The organism is Pseudomonas knackmussii B13 (assembly GCF_000689415.1).
Classification (GTDB): domain Bacteria; phylum Pseudomonadota; class Gammaproteobacteria; order Pseudomonadales; family Pseudomonadaceae; genus Pseudomonas; species Pseudomonas knackmussii.
In genome coordinates, this window is sequence record NZ_HG322950.1 from 5955515 (window position 1) to 5977357 (window position 21843).

Here is a 21843-nt window from a genome sequence, read left to right on the forward strand (position 1 = left end):
GCGCGCGCCTGAGCGAGCGTCTTCATTGAGCCAGACTCATTTCATGCCTACTGCCTACCAGACCGAACTGAAGGCCATCCTGCGCTTGGCCGGACCGCTGATCGCCGCGCAGCTGGCTTATGTCGCCATGCTTTTCATCGACACCCTGATGATGGGCAAGCTCGGCCCGCAGGCGCTGGCCGCGGGTGGCCTGGGCGCCTCTACCTATGCATTCGTGTCGACCGTGTGCAGCGGCGTGGTGGCCGCCACCGGCAACCTGGTGGCGATCCGACATGGCGCCCGGGACAAAGCCGGCGCCGCCCGTGCGGTCCAGGCCGGGCTCTGGGTCGGCGGCGGCCTGGCCTTGTTGGCCGGCACCCTGCTGTGGAACCTGGAGCCGGTGCTGCTGACTTTCGGCCAGGCGCCGGAAACAATGCAGGGCACCATGAGTTTTCTGCACAGCATCGTCTTTGCCCTGCCCGGCTACATGGCCTTCATGGTGCTGCGCGGCTTCACCAGCGCCATCGAGCGCACCGGCCCGGTGATGGCCATCAGCGTGCTCGGCGCCCTGGCCAACCTGTTGCTGAACAGCGCTTTCCTGCACGGCTGGTTCGGCCTGCCGCGCCTCGGCCTGGCCGGCATCGGCCTGGTCACGGCGATCGTCATGAACCTGCTGCCGCTGGCGCTCGCCCTCTACCTGCGCTGGCATCCGGCTTACGCCGGCTATTCCCTGCTGCGCGGGCTCGCCCGGCCGGACCGGCAAGGCATCGGCGACACGCTTCGCCTGGGCCTACCCATCGGCGGCACCTACGCAGTGGAGTCCGGCATGTTCGCCGTCGCCACCCTGTGCATGGGCGCGATCGGCGCCACGGCGCTGGCGGCGCACCAGATCGCCATCCAATCGGTGTACCTGGCGTTCATGGTCCCGGTGGGCATTTCCTACGCGGTGACCTTCCGTATCGGCCAGCACTTCGGCGCCGGACGCCTGCTCGAAGCGCGGCGCGCCGGGCGCGTGGGCATCGGTTTCGGCGCGCTGTGCATGTTCGCTTTTGCCGGATTGTTCTGGCTGGCGCCACGGCAAGTCATCGGGCTGTTCCTCGACCTCGATGCGCCGGGCAACCGCGAAGTGGTGCTGTTGGCGACGAGCCTGCTGGCGATTGCCGCCTGGTTCGAGCTGTTCGACGGCCTGCAGAGCATCGCCATGGGCGCCATCCGTGGGCTGAAGGATGCCCGCACCACTTTCCTGGTCGGGCTCGCCGGCTACTGGCTGGCCGGTGTGCCGCTGGCCTGGCTGCTGGCCTTCCCGGCCGGCTGGGGGCCGCAAGGCGTGTGGTGGGGATTGGCTGCGGGATTGGCCTGCACCGCGCTAGGGCTGTGCCTGGCTTTCGAATGGCGTACGGCGCGTCTGCTGCAACCGGCGCCGCTGCCGGGGCTCAGTTGCCCACCGGGTCCTGCTGCCTGAGCGCGCGACCGGCGCCGAACACCAGGAAGCGCGCCAGCTCGGCCAGCGGCAACGGCCGGCTGATCCAGTAGCCCTGCACCTGGTCGCAGCCGAACTGGCGCAGCTGCTGTTGCTGGTCGGCGCACTCGACGCCCTCGGCCACCACCTCCAGGTTGAGGTTGTGCGCCAGGTTGATCATCGCGCGCACCAGTTGGCGGTTCTCCGCGCGCTCGTGCATGCCGCCGACGAAGCTCTTGTCGATCTTCAGCAGGGTGATCGGCAGGCTGTTGAGGTGGACGAACGAGGAGAAGCCGGTGCCGAAGTCGTCCAGGGAGAAGCGCACGCCCAGCTGACCGAGCGCCTGCATGGTCTGAAGCACCTGGTCGCTGCGGCGCATCACGGCGGTCTCGGTGAGCTCGAACTCCAGCCAGCGCGCATCCACGCCGCGCTCTTGAATCAGTCGCTGCAGCGTTGGCAGCAGCTGACTGTCCTGGAACTGGCGGAACGACAGGTTGATCGCCATATGCAGCGGCGGCAGGCCACGCCCGAGCAGCCACTGCATGTCGCGCAAGGCGCGCGAGATCACCCAGTAGCCGAGCGGCACGATCAGCCCGCTTTCCTCGGCCAGCGGCACGAAGTCGCCCGGCGTAAGCAGGCCACGCTGCGGATGGCGCCAGCGCACCAGGGCTTCCAGGCCGACGATGCTTCCGCTCGCCAGGTCCAGACGTGGTTGGTAGTGCAGTTCGAGCTCGTCGCGGCGCAGTGCCCGGCGCAGTTCGCTTTCGAGGTCGGCGAGGCTGCGCGCCCCCCGATTTATGCGCTCGTCGAACAGGTGGAAGGTACAGCCCTGGCGAATCTTCGCCTGCTGCATGGCGATGTGCGCATGCCACATCAGGGTGTCGGCGCTGTCGCCAGAACGCGCATGGGCGACGCCCAGGCTGCAACCCAGCAGCAGGCTCTCGCCTTCGACCCAGTAGGGTTCGCCGAGCACTTCGACGATCCGTTCGGCGAGGCGCTCTACGCGAGCGGGATCGCGGCGGGTATCCAGCAGCAGGGCGAATTCGTCGCTGCCCAGGCGCGCCAGGCTGTCGCCGTGCTCCAGCTGCCCTTTCAGGCGCGCCACGACCTGCAGGATCAGGCGATCACCGCCCTGGTGGCCGAGGGCATCGTTGACGTGGCGGAAGTTGTCCAGATCGAGGTGGCCGAGCGCCAGGCCACGCCCCTGGAACTCGGCCAGGCGCGCGGCGAGAAGGGTCTGGAAGCCCTGGCGGTTGGCGATGCCGGTCAGCGGGTCCTGTTCGGCCAGGCGCTGCAGGGTGAACTGCAGGTTCGAGCGCTCACGGGCGTAGCGCAGCGCACGGCGCAGCACTTCGCCGTTGAGGGTCTCGGGCACCAGCCAGTCGGCGACGCCGGCCGGCGCTGTGGCAGGCTCGCGCTCCAGCAGGACGATCATCGGCAGGCCGCACTGGCCGCTGGAGGGCAGCTTGTCCGGGGTGGCCAGCAGCAGGCCGACCTGGTCCTCGTCGAACAGGCTGCAGGCGGATTCCCAGGACGGCGCGGTAATCAACGAATAGGCAGCCCCCAGCGCGCCGAGATGCTCGCGCAGCAATTGGACCCACTGCGGCGCTTCCGCCAGCAGGAGCAGGCGCGTTGGTTCCACCGACGCAGCCAAGCGACCCCCATCCATCGAAAAGGAACGATTCCCGAGCGCCATTCCGTGCGCCGGTCGCCCCGGTTGTGAACACCGCCGCTGCTGGCTGTAAGCCAGATCCTATGCGGGATTCGGAGAAACTCTTCAGAGTTTTCTTCAAGTAATGCCGGTACAAGCCTAATACAAGAGTGAATTTATCCAAAACAGCGAAGCTCGACAGCGTCACAGATTGCCGCTTTTCCGGCCGCCGCCACAGGCTCCCCCCGCCGTCCTGTTAGAATGGCCGCCCTCTTCGCAACAGATTCCCCCACGCCTCATGTCCCGACTCAATCCCCGGCAGCAGGAAGCCGTGAACTACGTCGGCGGCCCCTTGCTGGTGCTTGCCGGTGCCGGCTCCGGCAAGACCAGCGTGATCACCCGCAAGATCGCCTACCTGGTCCAGCAGTGCGGTATCCGCGCCCAATACATAGTCGCGGTGACCTTCACCAACAAGGCCGCACGCGAGATGAAGGAGCGCGTCAGCACCCTGCTGCGCCCCGGCGAAGGCAAGGGCCTGACGGTCTCCACCTTCCACAACCTGGGCCTGAACATCATCCGCAAGGAATACGCCGCGCTCGGCTACAAGCCGGGGTTCTCGATCTTCGACGAGAGCGACGTGAAGGCGCTGATGACGGACATCATGCAGAAGGAGTACTCCGGGGACGACGGCATTGACGAGATCAAGAACCTCATCGGCGCCTGGAAGAACGACCTGATCCTGCCGGAAGAGGCGCTGGAGAAGGCGCGCAACCCCAAGGAACAGACCGCGGCGATGGTCTACCTGCACTACCAGCGCACCCTGCGCGCGTACAACGCGGTGGACTTCGACGACCTCATCCTGCAGCCGGTGAAGCTGTTCCAGAACCACCCGGACATCCTGGAAAAGTGGCGCAACCGCGTGCGCTACATGCTGGTCGACGAATACCAGGACACCAACGCCAGCCAGTACCTGCTGGTGAAGATGCTGGTGCAGCAGCGCGCGCACTTCACCGTGGTGGGCGACGACGACCAGTCGATCTACGCCTGGCGCGGCGCGCGCCCGGAAAACCTGATGCAGCTGAAGGAAGACTTCCCTTCGCTGAAGGTGGTGATGCTGGAGCAGAACTACCGCTCCACCAGCCGCATCCTCAAATGCGCCAACATCCTCATCGCCAACAACCCGCACGTCTTCGAGAAACAGCTGTGGAGCGAGATGGGCGAAGGCGACCCGATCCGCGTGATCCGCTGCCGCAACGAGGAAGCCGAGGCCGAGCGGGTGGCGATGGAAATCCTCACCATCCACCTCAAGACGCAGCGACCCTACAGCGAATTCGCCATCCTCTACCGCGGCAACTACCAGGCCAAGCTGATCGAGCTGAAGCTGCAGCACCACCAGATTCCCTACCGCCTCTCCGGCGGCACCAGCTTCTTCGGCCGCCAGGAAGTGAAGGACGTGATGTCCTACTTCCGCCTGCTGGTGAACCCGGACGACGACAACGCCTTCCTGCGGGTGATCAACGTGCCGCGCCGGGAGATCGGCTCCACCACCCTGGAGAAACTCGGCAACTACGCCACCGAGCGCGGCATCTCGATGTTCGCCGCCGCCGGTGAACTGGGCCTGTCCGAGCACCTGGACAATCGCTATGTCGAACGCCTGCAGCGCTTCAAGCGCTTCATCGACAAGGTCCGCGAGCAATGCGCCGGCAACGATCCCATCGGCGCACTGCGCAGCATGGTGATGGACATCGACTACGAGAACTGGCTGCGGCAGAACGCCTCCAGCGACAAGGTCGCCGACTTCCGCATGGGTAACGTCTGGTTCCTCATCGAAGCGCTGAAGAACACCCTGGAGCGCGACGAAGAAGGCGACATGACCATCGAGCAGGCCATCGCCAAGCTGGTCCTGCGCGACATGCTCGAGCGCCAGCAGGAGGAAGAGGAAGGCGCCGAAGGCGTGCAGATGATGACCCTGCACGCCTCCAAGGGCCTGGAATTCCCCTACGTGTTCATCCTCGGCGTGGAGGAGGAAATCCTCCCGCACCGTTCCAGCATCGAGGCCGACACCATCGAGGAAGAGCGCCGCCTGGCCTACGTCGGCATCACCCGGGCGAAGAAGAACCTGGCGATGACCTTCGCCGCCAAGCGCAAGCAGTACGGCGAGATCATCGACTGCTCGCCGAGTCGCTTCCTTGACGAATTGCCGCCCGAAGACCTGGTCTGGGAAGGCCAGGAAGACGCACCGCAGGAAGTGAAGGCAGCCAAGGGCAACGCAGCACTGGCGGATATCCGCGCACTGCTCAAGCGCTGACCGACGAACCTGTAGGAGCGGACCTTGTCCGCGATCGCGGGCATGGCCCGCTCCTACAGGGGGCATGGGTGTTGGGGTTTTCGCGGATAACATCCGCTCCTACGATTCCGACAGCGACCCACAAGCTGTCCACTTGATCAGCTTTTACTTCCGTCGGGAGGTCGCGCAATCCGCCGCGTCCGAGGTAGAATTACGCGCTTCACCAGCGGCAGCAGCTCCGCCAGGAAGCACGCAAATTGAACATCCTCAAAGACAAGATTCGCAGCGAAGGCATCGTCCTCTCCGACCAGGTTCTCAAGGTAGACGCCTTCCTCAACCACCAGATCGACCCGCTGCTGATGAAGCACATCGGCCATGAGTTCGCCGAGCGCTTCAAGAACCAGGGCATCACCAAGATCGTCACCATCGAGGCCTCGGGCATCGCCCCGGCGGTCATGGCCGGCCTGGAGCTGGGCATTCCGGTGATCTTCGCCCGCAAGTTCCAATCGCTGACGCTGAAGAACGACCTGCTGATCTCCAAGGTGTTCTCCTTCACCAAGCAGACCGAAAGCACCATTGCCATCTCGGCGCGCCACCTGACCAGTGCCGACCACGTGCTGGTGATCGACGACTTCCTCGCCAACGGCCACGCCGCCAAGGCGCTGATCGACCTGATCGGCCAGGCCGGGGCGAGCGTCGCCGGCATGGGCATCGTCATCGAGAAATCGTTCCAGGACGGCCGCGCGCTGCTGGAAAGCGAAGGCTACCGCGTGGAATCGCTGGCGCGTGTGAAGTCTCTGGCGAACGGCCAGGTCGAGTTCCTCGACGACTGACCGGCTGCTCGCGAACAGCACACATGAAAAAGCCGCCCGTGGGCGGCTTTTTCGTTGTCTGGCGTCGGATCAGAGGCCGGACATGTGCTTGATCGCACCTTTGAGCTCGGCATCCGAGCAATCGGCGCAGGTGCCTTTCGGCGGCATGGCATTGAAGCCGGAGATCGCCTTGGCCAGCAGGCCGTCGAGACCGCCCTGCTCTTTCGCGCGCTTGCCCCATTCGGCCTTGTCGCCAACCTTCGGCGCGCCCAGCAAGCCGGTGCCGTGGCAGTTGGTGCAGACCTTGCCGACGATCTCTTCGCCGGAGCGCGGCGCACCGCCCGCAGCACCTGCGGAAGCGACAGCACCTACACCTTCGCATTCCTTGCCCTGGACGCAGACCTTGCCCACCGGCTCGAGACGCTTGGCGATGGCGTCATCACTGGTCGTAGCCTGAGCGCTCGCGGCCAACAGGGCCAGCACGGCGGCTTGGGCCACCAGCATTTTCTTAATCAGGTTCACCCTTTCACCCTCTTCGTGGCTAGTCACGCCCGAGCACGGAATCCATCGCAGTCTAGGTCGCGCGGGCGGCGCAAGTATAACGGAAGACCTCAAGTACGGAACAATTGCAGGCCCCCGGCAGGGCTTGCGTCATACAGTCGCAGGCGGCTCAGCCGCCTCTAAAAATTTGCCGGGGTCGTCGCGCTGATCAGCCTCGCCGGGGCGTCGAAGGGATTGCGGAAGCGGTGCGGGCGAGTGCTATCGAAATAATAGCTGTCGCCGCTCTCGAGAACGTACACCTCGTCGCCGACGGTCAGCTCGAGGCGGCCTTCGACCAGCACGCCGGTCTCTTCGCCTTCGTGGGAGTACATGTCGTCACCAGTGTCGGAACCCGGCGGATAGACCTCGTCGAGCAGGGTCATGGCGCGACTGGGATAGGCCTTGCCGATCAGCTTCATGATGATCGAGCCATTCGACATGTCGCTGAGTTCGTCTGCCTTGTAGACCACCTGGGTGTTGCTGTCCTGCTCGATGTCCAGGGAGAAGAACTCGACCAGGGACATCGGGATGCCGCTCAGCACCTTCTTCAGGGAGCTGATCGAAGGACTCACGCTGTTCTTCTCGATCATCGAGATGGTGCTGTTGGTAACGCCCGCCCGTTTGGCGAGTTCACGCTGGGACAGCCCTTTCAGTTTGCGGATCGCTTGCAGACGAGCACCAACGTCCAAGGGTGGGGTCCTCCTACTTTCTTGTTCTGGCAGGCTCTAAAGGCGAAACCCGCCAACGCCTCACGGCGAGCGGGTTCGAAGTGGACCGTATCATGGCAACACCGTTCAGTATTTACAACATAGCGGCCATGAATCCTGCGCAAACTTTACGCAAGTCGTCGCCTATTCGTCCGAGTAGACGCGCGGGACCCGCTTGAGGTTGCAGAACAGTTGGTAGGGGATGCTGCCGCACAGGCTGGCCAGGCGGCTGGCGGGGACCTGCGAGCCCCACAGCTCGACGCGACTGCCGAGGCCGGCACCGGGCAGGTCGGTGAGATCGACGGTGAGCATGTCCATGGAGACCCGGCCCATGATGCGGCTGGGGCGGCCATCGATGAAGATGGGCGCGCCATCCGGCGCGTGGCGGGGATAGCCGTCGGCATAACCCATGGCGACGACGCCAACGCGCACCGGGCGCTCGGCGACGAAGCGGGCGCCGTAGCCGACCGGCTCACCGGCCGGCAGTTCGCGCACGCTGATCACCTGGGACTCCAGGGTCATCACCGGGCGCAGTTGGTCAGCCAGCGGGTGATCCTGTTCGAAGGGCGTGGCGCCGTAGAGCATGATGCCCGGACGCACCCAATCGCTGGGCACGCTCGGCCAGCCGAGGATGCCGGGGGAGTTGCGCAGGCTGACCTCGAACGTCTGGCCCAGCCCGCTGCGTACCGCTTCGAAGGCCGCGACCTGTTCTTCGGTGCGGCGGCAATCCAGCTCGTCGGCACGTGCGAAGTGGCTCATCAGCACGACCTTCGCCACATGCGGCAGCGCCTGCAGGCGAGCCAGAGCAGCGGCGTAGTCCTGCGGGAAGAAGCCAACGCGGTGCATGCCTGAGTCCATCTTCAGCCACAGCGTCAGCGGCTTGCCAGGACGGGCGCGCTCGATGGCTTCCAGCTGCCAGGCCGAGTGCACCACGTACCACAGGTCATGGCGTTCGATCAGCTCCAATTCGCTGGCCTCGAAGAAGCCTTCGAGCAGCAGGATCGGCGCGCGGATGCCGGCTTCGCGCAGCTCCAGCGCCTCTTCGATGCAGGCCACGGCGAAACCGTCAGCCTCCGCTTCCAGTGCCTGAGCGCAACGCACAGCGCCGTGGCCGTACGCGTCAGCCTTGACCACCGCGAGCGCGCGGGCGCCACTGACTTCGCGGGCCAGGCGGTAGTTGTGGCGCAGGGCCTTCAGGTCGATCAGGGCACGGGCTGGACGCATGGCGGGAATTCTCTTGTACGAATACGGCAGGCTCGCGCGCAACTGCGCTCCTGCGGGAATCAAAAAAAGCCCGGCAGTGTGGCCGGGCATACGCGAGTCGTTACGGCAGCGCCGCGACCACCGACATCTCGACGAGGATCTCCGGCTCGCACAGCTTGGCCTCGACGGTTGCGCGGGCGGGAGCGACGCCTTGTGGCAGCCACTGGTCCCAGACGCTGTTCATGCCAGCGAAGTGCGCATCGATGTCCTTCAGGTAGATGGTCACCGAGAGGATCCGGCTCTTGTCGGTGCCGGCTTCGTCCAGCAGGCGTTCGATGCTGGCCAGGGTCTCGCGGGTCTGTTGCTCGATGCCGGCGGCCATGTCGTCACCCACCTGGCCCGCCAGGTAGACGGTGCCGTTGTGGACGACGATCTGACTCATCCGCGCATTAGTGTGCCGGCGCAGGATGGCCATTCTGGCTCTCCGAGGTGTTGCTGTAGCGGGAGATGTCCAGGCCTTCGGTGCTGATCTGCGGACGCTTCTTCGCCATCAGGTCGGCCAGGTAGCGGCCCGAGCCGCAGGCCATGGTCCAGCCTAGGGTGCCGTGACCGGTGTTGAGGAACAGGTTGCGGTAGCGGGTCGCACCGACGATCGGGGTGCCGTCCGGAGTGGCCGGGCGCAGGCCGGTCCAGAAGGTCGCCTGGCTGACGTCACCGCCCTCGGGGTAGAGGTCGTTGGTGATCATTTCCAGGGTTTCGCGACGACGCGGGTTCAGCGACAGGTCGAGACCGGCGATTTCGGCCATGCCGCCAACGCGGATGCGCTTGTCGAAGCGGGTGATGGCGACCTTGTAGGTCTCGTCGAGGATGGTCGAAGTCGGCGCCATGTCCGGGTTGGTGATCGGCACGGTCAGCGAGTAACCCTTCAGCGGGTACACCGGGGCATTGATGCCCAGCGGCTTGAGCATCTGCGGCGAGTAGCTGCCGAGCGCCAGCACATAGTGGTCGGCGGTGACCAGTTGGCCATCGATCCACACGCCATTGATGCGGTCGCCGGCGAAGTCGATGCGCTGGATGTTCTGGTTGAAGCGGAACTCGACGCCCAGGCCAGCGGCCATGTTGGCCAGCTTGGTGGTGAACATCTGGCAGTCGCCGGTCTGGTCGTTCGGCAGACGCAGGGCACCGACCAGCTTGTCGGCGACCTTGGCCAGGGCCGGCTCGACGCGGGCAATGCCGGCGCGGTCGAGGACTTCATAGGGCACGCCCGAGCTTTCCAGCACGGAAATGTCCTTGGCGGCGGAATCGAGCTGCGCCTGGGTACGGAACAGTTGGGTGGTGCCCAGGGTGCGGCCTTCGTAGCTGATACCGGTTTCGGCGCGCAGCTCGTCGAGGCAGTCGCGGCTGTACTCGGACAGACGCACCATGCGCTCCTTGTTCACCGCGTAGCTGGCGGCGTTGCAGTTGCGCAGCATCTGCCACATCCAGGCGTACTGGCTGGGGTCACCGGTGAGTTTGATCGCCAGCGGCGCGTGCTTTTCCAGCAGCCACTTCATGGCCTTCAGCGGGATGCCCGGGGCGGCCCAGGGCGAGGCATAGCCAGGGGAGACCTGACCGGCGTTGGCGAAGCTGGTTTCCAGGGCCGGGCCGGGTTGACGGTCGACAACCACCACCTCGAAACCGGAACGAGCCAGATAGTAAGCACTGGTGGTACCGATCACACCGCTGCCAAGCACCAGAACACGCATCGCTGCCTCCTGACATCGCGCACAGGTGTGCACGATGTTTCTTATTTTGAACGTGAATGCGCGCAGTATAGAAATGTCACGCCAGAAATATTCACCATTTAAATAGGAGTAATTAAGGAAAAATCCTGGCAAAAGCCCAAGTTACGGAGCCACATCCACCAGGCATGATGGGATATCACCCGAAAATACCGCAGCGATCAATTGGCACTAATTTGAGCTTTTCAGAAAGGAATTTTGCACAGACGGCAAGGTGCGGGATTAAATCCCGCACAGGTCGCCGGAAACAGGAATAAAGCTCGCTGCGGCTGCCTGCCGCAGGCGCCCCACGACGGGCGGCGCGGGCAGGGAAATCCCCTTACTTGCGCACCCACTTGCCGTTCAGCTGGATGAACTGCCCCGCAGGCGTGCGCTCGATCGCCTTCTTCCCGGCCAGGGCCTCGACGTCGGCCAGCTTGGCGCCGTTCTGGCTGGCCACCTTCTGGTATTCGGCGCGTCGCGCGGCGTTGATCTGGCTGGCGATGTCCGCCGCCTGGCCGCTGTTGCTGACCACCCCCAGGTAGCCGTCCGGCTGCTCGCCGACCAGGCCTTGGGCCTTGGCCGCGCCGAGGGCACCCATCGCCTGTTCCAGGTTCATGGCCAGTGCCGGCAGGCTGACCAGGCCGAGGACCAACAGGGCGGCGCCGAGTTTGCTGCGCAATTTCATGTGAAAGCTCCTCAGAACAGACCGCTGTTCTCGTTGATGATGCCGTCCAGGGCCTTGTCGACCTTGATGTAGATCTCGTGCTCGATCTTCACGTTCAGGTTTATGTTGATCGGCTCCTTGGGCGCCGCCAGCTGGACCGTCGGCGTGCAGCCCTGGACCAGGCCGAGCAGGGCCAGGGCGATGAAGAGGGCGCTAAGGCGCATGCGGTTCTCCTTGCGCTCAGGGCGCGGCGGAAGGGTTCTTGCGCAGGCGCTCCTGCACGCGCTTGCGGATGATCTCGCTGACCCGGTCGCTCAGCTGCAGGCTGGTCATCAGGGCCGGAATGTTCTCTTCCAGGTTGACGTTGAGGTTGATCGGCCGGCCCTGCTCCAGCGCCGGATTCTGCCCACTCAGGCTGAGCCCGAGGCGCAGGCGACCGTCCTGAGCATAATCCAGCGAGCTGCCGAGCTGCTGGTAACGGAAGTCGTCGAGGGCCGTGGCCACCAGCTGCATCGCCGGGTTGTTGCTGCCCAGGGCGCGAATCTTCTCCGAGCGGAATTGCAGGAAACCCGGCTGCCGCGCTGCGAGCTTGCCGCCCTGGATGCTGAGCCCGCCCGGGCCGATGTGCAGCGGCAGCTCGCCATCGATGATGCCATTGCCGGCCAGCCCCTCGGCGGGATACGCCTTGAGGACTTCCTCCAGCAGCACGCCCTCCAGGTGCAGGCTCTGCGGGGCGTTGTCTTGCGCCAGCTCCAGGCCGCCCGGTTCCAGCCAAGCGCGCCCGCCGAACAGGCGAAGCTCGGCCTGCTGCCAGTCGAGGCGACCACCGAGCGGCTTGCCCAGTGTCGCCCCGTAGCGCCCCTGGAGTTGCAGCGGCCCCAGCGCTACACCGGGGTTGAGGCGCTCGATACGCAGTGCAGGCAGCTGAACTGTCAGCGCATCGCCACGCAGTTTTACTTGCGCGCTGGCGTCCGCGCCGTGGACTTCGCTGCGGTCGTAGACGCCCTCCAGGCCCTTCGCGCTCAGTTGCAGATCGAGCTGCTGCGCCTTGCCTGCCGGCAAGCTCCAGTCCAGACGGCCCTGCAGCCGGCCATTGTCCAGGCCGAGCAGCGCCGGCCAATCGGCCAGGCTGGCCGCCAGCGGATTGCCGCTATCGAGGGCGACTTCCGGCATCTGCGCATTCAGCTGCAGGCCACCGTCAGCGGCACGGTGCAACACGATGTCGGCCACCAGCCCGCCAGTGTTCTGCAGTTTCCCCTTGGCGCCTTGTTCAAGCTGGCTGGCATTCAGGTCGCCCTGGTAGGTCCAGCCCAGTGGCTTGAGGTGGGCTTGGCGTAGATTGCCGACTTCCAGCCGCACCGGGCCGGCGAAGGAGTAGCTAAGGGGATCGGCGGCGGCGTAGCCCAATTGCAGGGAGGCGCCGGTCGTCTTGGCGCTGACCTTCGTACTGCTGATTCCGGCAATGCCAGACAGACTCGCGAGTCGTACCTGCGCATCGCGCCCCAGGCGCAACGTCGTCGCGCTACTGCCGAGTTCACCTTCCAGCGGCAGGTCGAGCACTCCGCCCGCCAGGCGCAGATCACCCAACTGAAGATTCGGCACCTGGCCCTGAAATCTGGCTTCGCGCAGCTCGAGGCTTGGCGGTTCGCCGTCGCGCAGAGCCAGCACGCCCCGTAGACGCGCGGTGCTTGCGCCCTTGATGCGCGCATCTATGCGCACCGCTGGCACGCTGCCTTCTTCCGGCTGCATCTGCACGCGCAGGCTCGCCGGACGCAGGCCGACCGGCAGCGCCTGCAGCCAATCGCCATAGAGGTCGGCGAGATACAGATCACCGCTGAGAATGCGCGGCCGCCAGTGCCCCGGCTGCTCCGCCGCGGCCTGCAGTTGCAGATCGCCCTGCAGACCGCCGACGCCGGGCAGCGGCCAGGGCTGCGGCAACTGCATGGTCAGGTCCAGGCTGCCGCGGCTGTCGCGCAGCCCCGGCCAGTCCGGCCAGGGCGAGTCGCCAGCGAGGACGGTGTCCCAGGTCAGGCGCAAGCGCCCGGCTTCCGGCAGGGACAGCGGCAGGGTCGGCGTCGGCAACCAGGGCGCAAGCCAGGTACGTACGGCATCCAGCGGTGGCAGACCGGGGCTGGCCAGGCTGCCGCGCCATTGGCGCCCGGCCGGCAGCCACTCGGCCTGCAGGTCGGCCAGGCGCTGGTCGTCGATATCGCCGTTCAGGTTCAACTGCCAGTTGGCGTCCTGCCGCCGCAGTTCACCGTTGAGCGACAGCCGTCCGCTTCCTTGGTGCAGCTCGGCGCTCAGAGTGGCGGCGCCGTCCGGCAATTGGCGCCAGGAAAGGCTGCCGTTCAACCGACAAACGGGCGCGCCGGGGCAAGGCAGTTCGACTTCGAGGCGCGGTAGGGAAATGCGCTGCGGCAGCAGGCTCAACCAACCGGCCAGTTGCTCCGGCAGGAGCCCGGCGCCTGGTGTCGGCGCGGCGGGGGCGGCCTGCCAGGCGGCAAAACGCAGGCGCCCCAGCGACAAGGGCCCCAGGCGCCAGCGGCCATCGACGCGGCGCGGCCATTCCAGGCGCAGCTGCTCGCCCAACACGTCCAGTCGCGCCCCGCCAAGGTCGCGGCGCAGGGTCAGGTGCTCCACGCGCACGCCGTCGAGCGACAGCGTTGGGCCTTGCCAGTCCAACTCCACCACGCCTTCTTCGACGAGAAAACGTTGCCACGCCTGCCATGCCAGCCCGGCGAGCAGCAGCAGGAGAAGCGCCAGCAACAGCGGCAAGCGGGGGCGGATTGACGGCATGCCAGGCTCCAGGGGCCGAACGGACGCGCCCGGGAATCCGGTCCGGGCTTGGGAAAAGGCTGGCGGTGGGCCGCCAGAAGATCAAGCCGCAGTGATATTCACTGGCTGACAGACTATATTTGGCGACAATCACCACTCATAAGAAATCCCCCAGAGCATCCGACCATGAGAACCCAGCACCAAAGCCGCCGCGAACTGGACAAGATCGACCGCAATATCCTGCGCATCCTCCAGGAAGAAGGGCGCATCTCCTTCACCGAGCTGGGCGAGCGGGTCGGCCTCTCCACCACGCCCTGCACCGAGCGTGTGCGGCGCCTGGAGCGCGAGGGGATCATCATGGGCTACAACGCCCGGCTGAATCCGCAGTACCTCAAGGCCAGCCTGCTGGTGTTCGTCGAGATCAGCCTGGACTACAAGTCCGGCGACACCTTCGAGGACTTCCGCCGCGCCGTGCTCAAGCTGCCGCACGTGCTGGAGTGCCACCTGGTTTCGGGGCACTTCGACTACCTGGTGAAAGCGCGCATCTCGGAAATGGCTTCCTACCGCAAACTGCTCGGCGACATCCTGCTGAAGCTGCCGCACGTGCGCGAGTCGAAGAGCTACATCGTCATGGAAGAGGTAAAAGAAAGCCTGACCCTGCCGATTCCCGACTGATCGACACCTGCTCCCCGCATCTTTACAACTTCCCGCTTGGCGCGGCGGGAAGTCGGCGTTTATCCTGCGTAAAATTTTAACAACACAGCAATCAGGATATCGCACATGAACGCCCGCGTTCGCCTCCCGGTGCACACCGACCAGCACGCCCCTTCCTACTACGCCGCGACCGTCAACCGTCGTATCGAGTGCCCGCCCCTGGCCGGCGAGGAAAAGGCGGACGTGTGCATCATCGGCGGCGGCTTCTCCGGGCTGAACACGGCGATCGAGCTGGCCGAGCGCGGCCTCTCGGTGATCCTGGTGGAAGCGCACAAGATCGGCTGGGGCGCCAGCGGGCGCAACGGCGGGCAGTTGATCCGCGGCGTCGGCCACGGCGTCGAACAGTTCGAGCCGGTGATCGGCAAGGACGGCGTGTTCCAGCTCAAGCTGATGGGCCTGGAGGCGGTGGAAATCGTCCGCCAGCGCGTGGCGAAGTACGCCATCGACTGCGACCTGACCTGGGGCTACTGCGACCTGGCCAACAAGGCCTCGGACGTCGAAGGCTTCCGCGAGGACTACGAAGAGCTCAAGGGCCTGGGCTACCAGCACGAACTGCGCATGGTCCCGAAAGAGGAAATGCGCAGCATCGTCGGTGCCGACTGCTACGTCGGCGGCATGGTCGACATGGGCTCCGGCCACCTGCATCCGCTCAACCTGGCCCTCGGCGAAGCGGCCGCCGCGCAGTCCCTGGGCGTACGCCTGTTCGAGGATTCGCCGGTGATCGGTATCGAATACGGCCCCGAAGTGCGCGTGCGTACCGCCAAGGGCAGCGTGCGTGCCAAGACCCTGGTGATCGGCTGCAACGCCTACCAGAACGGCCTGAACAACTACCTCGACGGCAAGGTGCTGCCGGCCGGCAGCTACGTGATCGCCACCGAGCCGCTGGCGCCGGAGCGTGCCCGCGAACTGCTGCCGCAGAACATGGCGGTCTGCGACCAGCGCGTGGCTCTGGACTACTACCGCCTCTCGGCCGATAACCGCCTGCTGTTCGGCGGCGCCTGCCACTATTCCGGACGCGATCCGCAAGACATCGCCGCCTACATGCGACCAAAGATGCTCAAGGTGTTCCCGCACCTGGCGGACGTGCGCGTCGACTTCGAGTGGGGCGGCATGATCGGCATCGGCGCCAACCGCCTGCCGCAGATCGGCCGCCTGCCCGACCAGCCCAACGTGTACTTCGCCCAGGCCTATTCCGGCCACGGGGTGAACGCCACCCACCTGGCCGGCAAGCTGCTCGCCGAGGCCATCGCCGGGCAGCACAGCAACGGCTTCGAGCTGTTCGCCAAGGTCCCGCACATCACCTTCCCCGGCGGCAAGATGCTGCGCTCGCCGCTGCTCGCGCTGGGCATGGCCTGGTATCGCTTCAAGGAAGCGCTCAGCGGCTAGAATCTTGCGCACCGTCGATGGGCGACGGTCCGGAGACTTCTGCTTGCTACAACGCTTCCTGCTGCTGGCGCTGCTGCTTCTCGGTGGCTGCGCCAGCGCCCCGCTTCCCACGCCATCGCACGCATTGGCGGCTTCCGGCACCTTGCTGGGCGATGGCGTGCAACATCGCGCCGCCGCGCACCCGGGCCAATCCGGATTCCACCTGCTGGCATCCAGCAGTGATGCTTTTCTCGCCCGAGTCGACCTGATCCGCGCCGCCCAGCGCAGCCTGGATATCCAGTACTACATCGTCCACGACGGCATCACCACGCGCGCATTGATCTACGAGCTGCTGCGCGCGGCCGACCGCGGCGTGCGCGTACGGGTACTGATCGACGACACCAGCAGTGACGGCTGGGACTACGAAATCGCCACCTTCGCCGCTCACCCGAACATCCAGATCCGCCTGTTCAACCCGCTGCACCTGGGACGCAGCACAGGCATCACGCGCAATCTCGGGCGTCTGTTCAACCTCGCCGAGCAGCACAGGCGCATGCACAACAAGCTTTGGCTGGCCGACAACAGCGTGGCCATCGTCGGCGGGCGCAACCTGGGCGACGAGTACTTCGGGGCCAAGTCGGAGATGAACTTCAGCGACCTCGACCTGCTCGCCGCCGGGCCCGTGGCCGGCGAGCTGGGCCAGAGCTTCGACCAGTACTGGAACAGCGCCATCAGCCGCCCCATCGAGGACTACCTGTGGAGCAAACCCAGCCACGGCGAGCTGGAGCGCGCGCGAGCCCGCCTGCAGCGCTATATGGAAAAAAGCCAGGTGCAGCATTCCAGCTACTTGGAACGCCTGCGCCAGCGCAGCCTTTCGAGCAACCTCGCCAGCTGGTTCGACGAGCTGATCTGGGCGCCCGGCCGAGCGGTCTGGGATGACCCGCTGAAGGTGCTCGACCGCGGCCCCGGACAGGCCGGCCAGCAGCTGAGCGCGCAGCTCGATCCGCTGTTCCAGCAGGTATCGCAGGAGCTGATCCTGGTGTCGGCCTACTTCGTGCCAACCGACAAGGGCATGACCTACCTGACCGGGCGCGCCGACCAGGGCGTGAGCGTGCGCCTGTTGACCAACTCGCTGGAAGCCACGGACGTGCCCGCCGTCCACGCCGGCTACGCACCCCAACGCATGGCGCTGCTTGAGCACGGCGTGCAGCTCTACGAACTGCGCGCCCAGCCGGACAAGCACCTGGCCGGCGCGCCCTGGCGCGTGCGCGGGTCGAGCAACGCCAGCCTGCACAGCAAGGCGATCGTCTTCGACCGCCGCCAGGTCTTCGTCGGCTCGTTCAATTTCGACCCACGCTCGATCATCTGGAATACCGAGGTCGGAATCATCGTCGACAGCCCTGAGCTCGCGGAAAACACTCGCAAACTAGCGCTGGCCGGGATGTCGCCGAGCGTCAGCTACCGGGTGCGCATCGACCGCTCGGCCGGCCAGCCACGGTTGGCGTGGGTCGACGAGAAGGACGGGCATCCCCGTGTGCTGCACCACGAGCCGGGTAGCCTGTGGCGCCGCTTCAATGCCTGGATCGCCGGCGCCATCGGCCTCGAGAAAATGCTCTAGGAGCGGATCTCATCCGCGAATCGCGCCGGAACCTCCAGCTATCGCGGACAAGGTCCGCTTGTATGGCGTTAGGGTAGGAACCTGTCGGGGTGTGGAGGGACAAGATCCGCTTCTGCAAGCCAGACGGTAGGAGACTTCCCCCACCCACCCGCTCACGACAAGCGCCGATAAGGAATCCATCGGATTGAGTAGCCGCTCAAACCGACAATACCGGCAAGCCTGCGCCAATGTGAGCTCCCGACAGGTTGGACCATCTTCACTGTCGGAGAACCCCATGACAAGCCAAGTTCCGGTTATCGGTATCGATGTCGCCAAGGAGTCGCTGAGCCTCTGCGATACACGCTCGGGCGAAGTATTCGAACTGGCCAATGACGTCCGCACAATCAAGGCCTGGCTGAAAACCCTTCCGCCCTGCTGCGCCATCGCGATCGAAGCGACCAGCACCTATCACATGGATGTTGCGACCCTGGCGCATGCGCGGGGACATCGGATCTACGTCATCAATGGCTTTCGCCTGAGCAACTACCGCAAGGGGATTGGTGGGCGAAACAAGGATGATCGCAGCGATGCCCTGCTGCTGGCCCGTTACCTGACCCACGAACAAGCGCAACTGGAGCCTTGGCAGCCGCCGAGCAAGGCCTACTGCCGCCTGCAGACACTGCTGCATCGGCGTGCTGCACTGGTCCGTAGCGCCATCTCGTTGCGCCAGAGCTTTTCCCAGGATCGCTCCTTGGCCAAGGCGCTAAAGCCTGTTCTCAAGCAAATGGCCACACTGGAGTCACGCCTGGAGAAAGAGATTCAACAGGCGCTGCGAGAGGCTGGCCTAATGGAGCAAAGCAAGCGCTGCCAGGCCATCGAAGGGATCGGACCGCTGACGGCAGCGGCCCTGAACCTGGCATTTCTGCGGGGACGTTTTCGCAATAGCGATGCCTTCATCGCCTTTATCGGATTGGATGTGCGGCTCAAGGAGTCCGGCCGCTATAGCGGCCGACGAAAGCTGACCAAGCAAGGGGACCCTGAAATCCGTCGGCTGCTCCACAACGCGGCCATGGCGGCAGCGCGCACGCAGCGCTGGCAGGCCCTTTACCAAAGCTACCTGGCGCGCGGCCTGAAGAAGATCGAGGCCCTGACTATCCTCGCCCGCAAATTAGCCCGAATTGCCTTTGCCCTGATGCAATCCCAGACCAGCTACCAGCCTCCAAAGCAGGAGCCGTCATTGACATAGAATCTCCTACAGGTAAAGGCAAACGTTGGCGCCGGACCTAGCGCCCACTCGCCTCAGGCAGCCCACTCCCCTGCACTTCGACCGGCGGCAGCCCTTTGCGCCAGACCAGGATGACGAAGCCGAAAGCGCCGAGCGCCATCATCAGTGGCAACGCATGGCCGCTCACCCACTGGCTGACTGCGCCGGTGGTCAGCGGACCGATCAGGCAGCCAATCCCCCAGAGCTGTGCGATGTGCGCGTTGGCGCGGACCAGTTGGTCGTCGCGATAGCGTTCGCCGATGAGAATCAGCGACAGCGTGAACAACCCGCCCGCGCTGGCGCCGAACAGCACCAGCACCGGCCAGATCGCCGGACCGTGGAGCAGCAGCGGGATGCCCAGGCTGCTGAGCAGCAGGACGACGCCGCAGGCCTGGAACAGGCTCTGCCGGGAGACCCTGTCGGCCAGCCAGCCGATTGGCAGCTGCAGCAACGCATCGCCGACCACCACCACCGTCACCATGCTCAGCGCCACCGCCTGACTGAAGCCCTGGCGCACGCCGTAGACCGGCAGCAGGGTCAGGATCATCGCCTCGAAGCCGGCGAACAGGACCACCGCCCACGCGATCGCCGGCAGCTTGGCGCAAAAGGCGAACAGGCCGCGGCCGGAGGCGCTGTGCGGATCGACCTTGGGTGCGCCGCCACGGCCCAGCAACAGCAACGAGCCGCATACCAGCAGGCCTACGCCGATCCAGAACCCGCGATCGTCAGCAGTGCCGATGAAGGTCAGTAGAACCGGGCCGGAGAGCTGGCTCAGCGCATAGCCGGTGCCATACAGCGCAACCAGGCGGCCACGCCACTTCTCGATCGCCAGCTGGTTGATCCAGCTTTCGCCGAGGATGAACACCACGGTCAGCTGCACGCCGATCAGCAGGCGCAGCACCAGCCAGATCGGATAACTCTGCAGCAGCGCCAGAAGGCCGATGGAAAAGGCGCCGCTAAGCAGGCAGCAGCGCATCAGCCGCGGCGTACCGATCCGCGCAGCGAGACGACCGGCAATAAGTGCGCCGAGCAGCACGCCGGCGGCGGGCGTCGCGGCCATCACACCGATGGCGAAGTTGCCGTAGCCCCAGCCTTCCAGGCGCAGGGATACCAGCGGCATGGTCAGGCCCAGGGCGAGGCCGATGCTGATGACCGATAGGCAGACAGCGAAATAAGGACCCCAACGCATTGTCGTTCTCCCGTTCCATCCGGAGCGCACTCCGGGCCAGAAGTCACCCGGCGCGCAATGCAAAACGGCCGGGCTCCCCTAAGGAAACCCGGCCGCGGGTATGGCTCTTGTCAGAGCCGGCCCCGTTGCCCAGGGCCGACCTTGCGCAGCCTGAATCGTCTTACAGCTTGATCCAGGTAGCTTTCAGCTCAGTGTACTTGTCGAAGGCGTGCAGCGACTTGTCACGGCCGTTGCCCGACTGCTTGAAGCCACCGAACGGAGCGGTCATGTCGCCGCCGTCGTACTGGTTGATCCACACGCTGCCGGCGCGCAGGGCCTTGCCGACCAGGTGCGCTTTCGACAGGTTGCTGGTCCACACCGCAGCGGCCAGGCCGTACGGGGTGTCGTTGGCGATGCGCACGGCTTCTTCGGCGTCTTCGAACTCGATCACCGACAGGACCGGCCCGAAGATTTCTTCACGGGCGATACGCATGGCGTTGGTCACGCCGTCGAAGATGGTCGGCTCGACATAGGTGCCACCGGTCTCTTCCAGAGTGCGCTTGCCGCCGGCAACCAGCTTGGCGCCGTCGTCGTGGCCAGCCTGGATGTAGCCCAGGACGTTGTTCATCTGGGTGGTGTCGACCAGCGCACCGACGGTGGTTTCCGGGTCCAGCGGATTGCCCGGTTTCCAGGCCTTCAGCGCTTCGATCACCAGCGGCAGGAACTCGGCCTTGATGGATTTCTCCACCAGCAGGCGGGAACCGGCGGTGCAGACTTCGCCCTGGTTGAAGGCGATGGCGCTGGCGGCGGATTCGGCAGCAGCTTTCAGATCCGGGGCGTCAGCGAAGACGATGTTCGGGCTCTTACCGCCGGCTTCCAGCCAGACGCGCTTCATGTTCGACTCGCCCGCATAGACCATCAGCTGCTTGGCGATCTTGGTCGAACCGGTGAACACCAGGGTGTCGACATCCATGTGCAGGGCCAGGGCCTTGCCGACGGTGTGGCCGAAGCCCGGCAGGACGTTGAACACGCCTTTCGGGATGCCGGCCTCGATGGCCAGCTGAGCAACGCGGATGGCGGTCAGCGGCGACTTCTCGGACGGCTTGAGGATCACCGAGTTACCGGTGGTCAGCGCCGGGCCGAGCTTCCAGCAGGACATCAGCAGGGGGAAGTTCCACGGCACGATGGCAGCAACCACGCCGACCGGCTCGCGGGTGACCAGACCCAGTTCGTTGTGCGGAGTGGCGGCGACTTCGTCGTAGATCTTGTCGATCGCTTCGGCGCTCCAGCGGATGCTGTTGGCGGCACCGGAGACGTCGATGTTCAGCGCGTCGCTGATCGGCTTGCCCATGTCCAGGGTTTCCAGCAGCGCCAGTTCTTCGGCGTGCTCGAGCATCAGCTCGGAGAAACGGATCATGACTTTCTTGCGCTTGACCGGCGCCATGCGCGACCAGACGCCAGATTCGAAGGTGGCACGGGCAACCTGTACGGCGCGTTCGGCGTCGGCGGCGTCGCAGCTGGCGACCTTGGCCAGGAAGCGGCCATCCACCGGGCTCAGGCAGTCGAAGGTCTTGCCGTCGGCGGCATCGACGTACTGGCCGTCGAGGAAGGCGCGGCCTTCGATCTTCAGGTTCTGGGCGCGAGCTTCCCAATCGGCGCGAGTGAGGTTACCCATGACAACTTGTCCTCTTATTGAATTACTTATCGAAGTTCCGGCGCCCGCAGGAGGGGCGCGCTGTCAGAAATTCTGCAAGGCGGCGCACTGGCCACGCTGTCCGCCACCCTAAACCGGAGTGGGCGAATTTTCAATATTTTTGACACTTTGCCGCCAAAACGCCTTGTCACGTTCGTTTTATTAAACATAGACTCCGGCGAATCCGCCTCCTTCCGGGCAC

At 65.2% G+C, this 21843-nt stretch carries 18 protein-coding genes; 7 read left to right on the plus strand and 11 right to left on the minus strand.

What is annotated here, in order from left to right:
* The first annotated feature begins 43 nt into the window (after window positions 1-43).
* On the plus strand, window positions 44-1441 hold the full coding sequence (locus tag PKB_RS27740; RefSeq protein WP_043256421.1) for a NorM family multidrug efflux MATE transporter: 1398 nt from the start codon (window positions 44-46) through the stop codon (window positions 1439-1441).
* Here the strand turns inward: PKB_RS27740 and PKB_RS27745 are convergent.
* Complete coding sequence (locus PKB_RS27745; protein WP_043256423.1) at window positions 1413-3092, minus strand: putative bifunctional diguanylate cyclase/phosphodiesterase; 1680 nt, start codon at window positions 3090-3092, stop codon at window positions 1413-1415. The genes PKB_RS27740 and PKB_RS27745 overlap by 29 nt on opposite strands.
* Window positions 3093-3387: 295 nt before the next feature.
* Here PKB_RS27745 and rep point away from each other — a divergent pair, with 295 nt between their 5' ends.
* Both rep and PKB_RS27755 read left to right on the plus strand, forming a co-directional pair.
* Window positions 3388-5397, plus strand: a complete 2010-nt coding sequence (gene rep, locus PKB_RS27750) for a DNA helicase Rep (RefSeq protein ID WP_043256425.1) — start codon at window positions 3388-3390, stop codon at window positions 5395-5397.
* Between the two features lie 236 nt (window positions 5398-5633).
* The gene (locus PKB_RS27755) at window positions 5634-6209 is read left to right on the plus strand and encodes a xanthine phosphoribosyltransferase (RefSeq protein ID WP_043256427.1); all 576 of its coding nucleotides are present in this window, start codon (window positions 5634-5636) and stop codon (window positions 6207-6209) included.
* A gap of 69 nt (window positions 6210-6278) precedes the next feature.
* Here the strand turns inward: PKB_RS27755 and PKB_RS27760 are convergent, their stop codons facing one another.
* The 8 genes from PKB_RS27760 to PKB_RS27795 form a co-directional block, all read right to left on the minus strand.
* Window positions 6279-6710, minus strand: coding sequence for a c-type cytochrome (locus PKB_RS27760; RefSeq protein ID WP_043256428.1), 432 nt, complete (start codon window positions 6708-6710; stop codon window positions 6279-6281).
* 158 nt (window positions 6711-6868) lie between these two features.
* Complete coding sequence (locus tag PKB_RS27765) at window positions 6869-7417, minus strand: cupin domain-containing protein (protein ID WP_043256430.1); 549 nt, start codon at window positions 7415-7417, stop codon at window positions 6869-6871.
* 162 nt (window positions 7418-7579) lie between these two features.
* A complete protein-coding gene (gene alr, locus PKB_RS27770) occupies window positions 7580-8659 on the minus strand; it encodes an alanine racemase (RefSeq protein ID WP_043256432.1) in 1080 nt (359 codons plus the stop codon).
* 100 nt (window positions 8660-8759) lie between these two features.
* Window positions 8760-9113, minus strand: coding sequence for a RidA family protein (locus PKB_RS27775; RefSeq protein WP_043256433.1), 354 nt, complete (start codon window positions 9111-9113; stop codon window positions 8760-8762).
* Window positions 9088-10383, minus strand: coding sequence for a D-amino acid dehydrogenase (gene dadA / locus PKB_RS27780; RefSeq protein WP_043256435.1), 1296 nt, complete (start codon window positions 10381-10383; stop codon window positions 9088-9090). The genes PKB_RS27775 and dadA overlap by 26 nt, the downstream gene beginning before the upstream one ends.
* Before the next feature lie 355 nt (window positions 10384-10738).
* On the minus strand, window positions 10739-11086 hold the full coding sequence (locus tag PKB_RS27785) for a YdbL family probable chaperone protein (RefSeq protein ID WP_043256436.1): 348 nt from the start codon (window positions 11084-11086) through the stop codon (window positions 10739-10741).
* 11 nt (window positions 11087-11097) lie between these two features.
* A complete protein-coding gene (locus PKB_RS27790; RefSeq protein WP_043256437.1) occupies window positions 11098-11289 on the minus strand; it encodes a YnbE family lipoprotein in 192 nt (63 codons plus the stop codon).
* Window positions 11290-11305: 16 nt separating this feature from the next.
* Window positions 11306-13861, minus strand: coding sequence for an intermembrane phospholipid transport YdbH family protein (locus PKB_RS27795; protein WP_043256440.1), 2556 nt, complete (start codon window positions 13859-13861; stop codon window positions 11306-11308).
* 165 nt (window positions 13862-14026) lie between these two features.
* Here PKB_RS27795 and dadR point away from each other — a divergent pair, with 165 nt between their 5' ends.
* The 4 genes from dadR to PKB_RS27815 all read left to right on the plus strand — a co-directional run bounded on the left by dadR (window position 14027) and on the right by PKB_RS27815 (window position 18762).
* On the plus strand, window positions 14027-14515 hold the full coding sequence (gene dadR / locus PKB_RS27800; protein WP_009614106.1) for a transcriptional regulator DadR: 489 nt from the start codon (window positions 14027-14029) through the stop codon (window positions 14513-14515).
* A gap of 105 nt (window positions 14516-14620) precedes the next feature.
* Window positions 14621-15940 (plus strand): NAD(P)/FAD-dependent oxidoreductase, encoded by a 1320-nt coding sequence (locus PKB_RS27805; protein WP_043256446.1) that lies wholly within the window; start codon window positions 14621-14623, stop codon window positions 15938-15940.
* 43 nt (window positions 15941-15983) lie between these two features.
* Window positions 15984-17537, plus strand: a complete 1554-nt coding sequence (locus PKB_RS27810) for a phospholipase D family protein (RefSeq protein WP_043256448.1) — start codon at window positions 15984-15986, stop codon at window positions 17535-17537.
* Between the two features lie 274 nt (window positions 17538-17811).
* The gene (locus tag PKB_RS27815; protein ID WP_043248478.1) at window positions 17812-18762 is read left to right on the plus strand and encodes an IS110 family transposase; all 951 of its coding nucleotides are present in this window, start codon (window positions 17812-17814) and stop codon (window positions 18760-18762) included.
* A gap of 37 nt (window positions 18763-18799) precedes the next feature.
* Here the strand turns inward: PKB_RS27815 and PKB_RS27820 are convergent, their stop codons facing one another.
* A complete protein-coding gene (locus tag PKB_RS27820) occupies window positions 18800-19969 on the minus strand; it encodes an MFS transporter (RefSeq protein ID WP_043256449.1) in 1170 nt (389 codons plus the stop codon).
* 160 nt (window positions 19970-20129) lie between these two features.
* Complete coding sequence (locus PKB_RS27825) at window positions 20130-21623, minus strand: aldehyde dehydrogenase (protein WP_043256451.1); 1494 nt, start codon at window positions 21621-21623, stop codon at window positions 20130-20132.
* Window positions 21624-21843 lie beyond the last annotated feature (220 nt).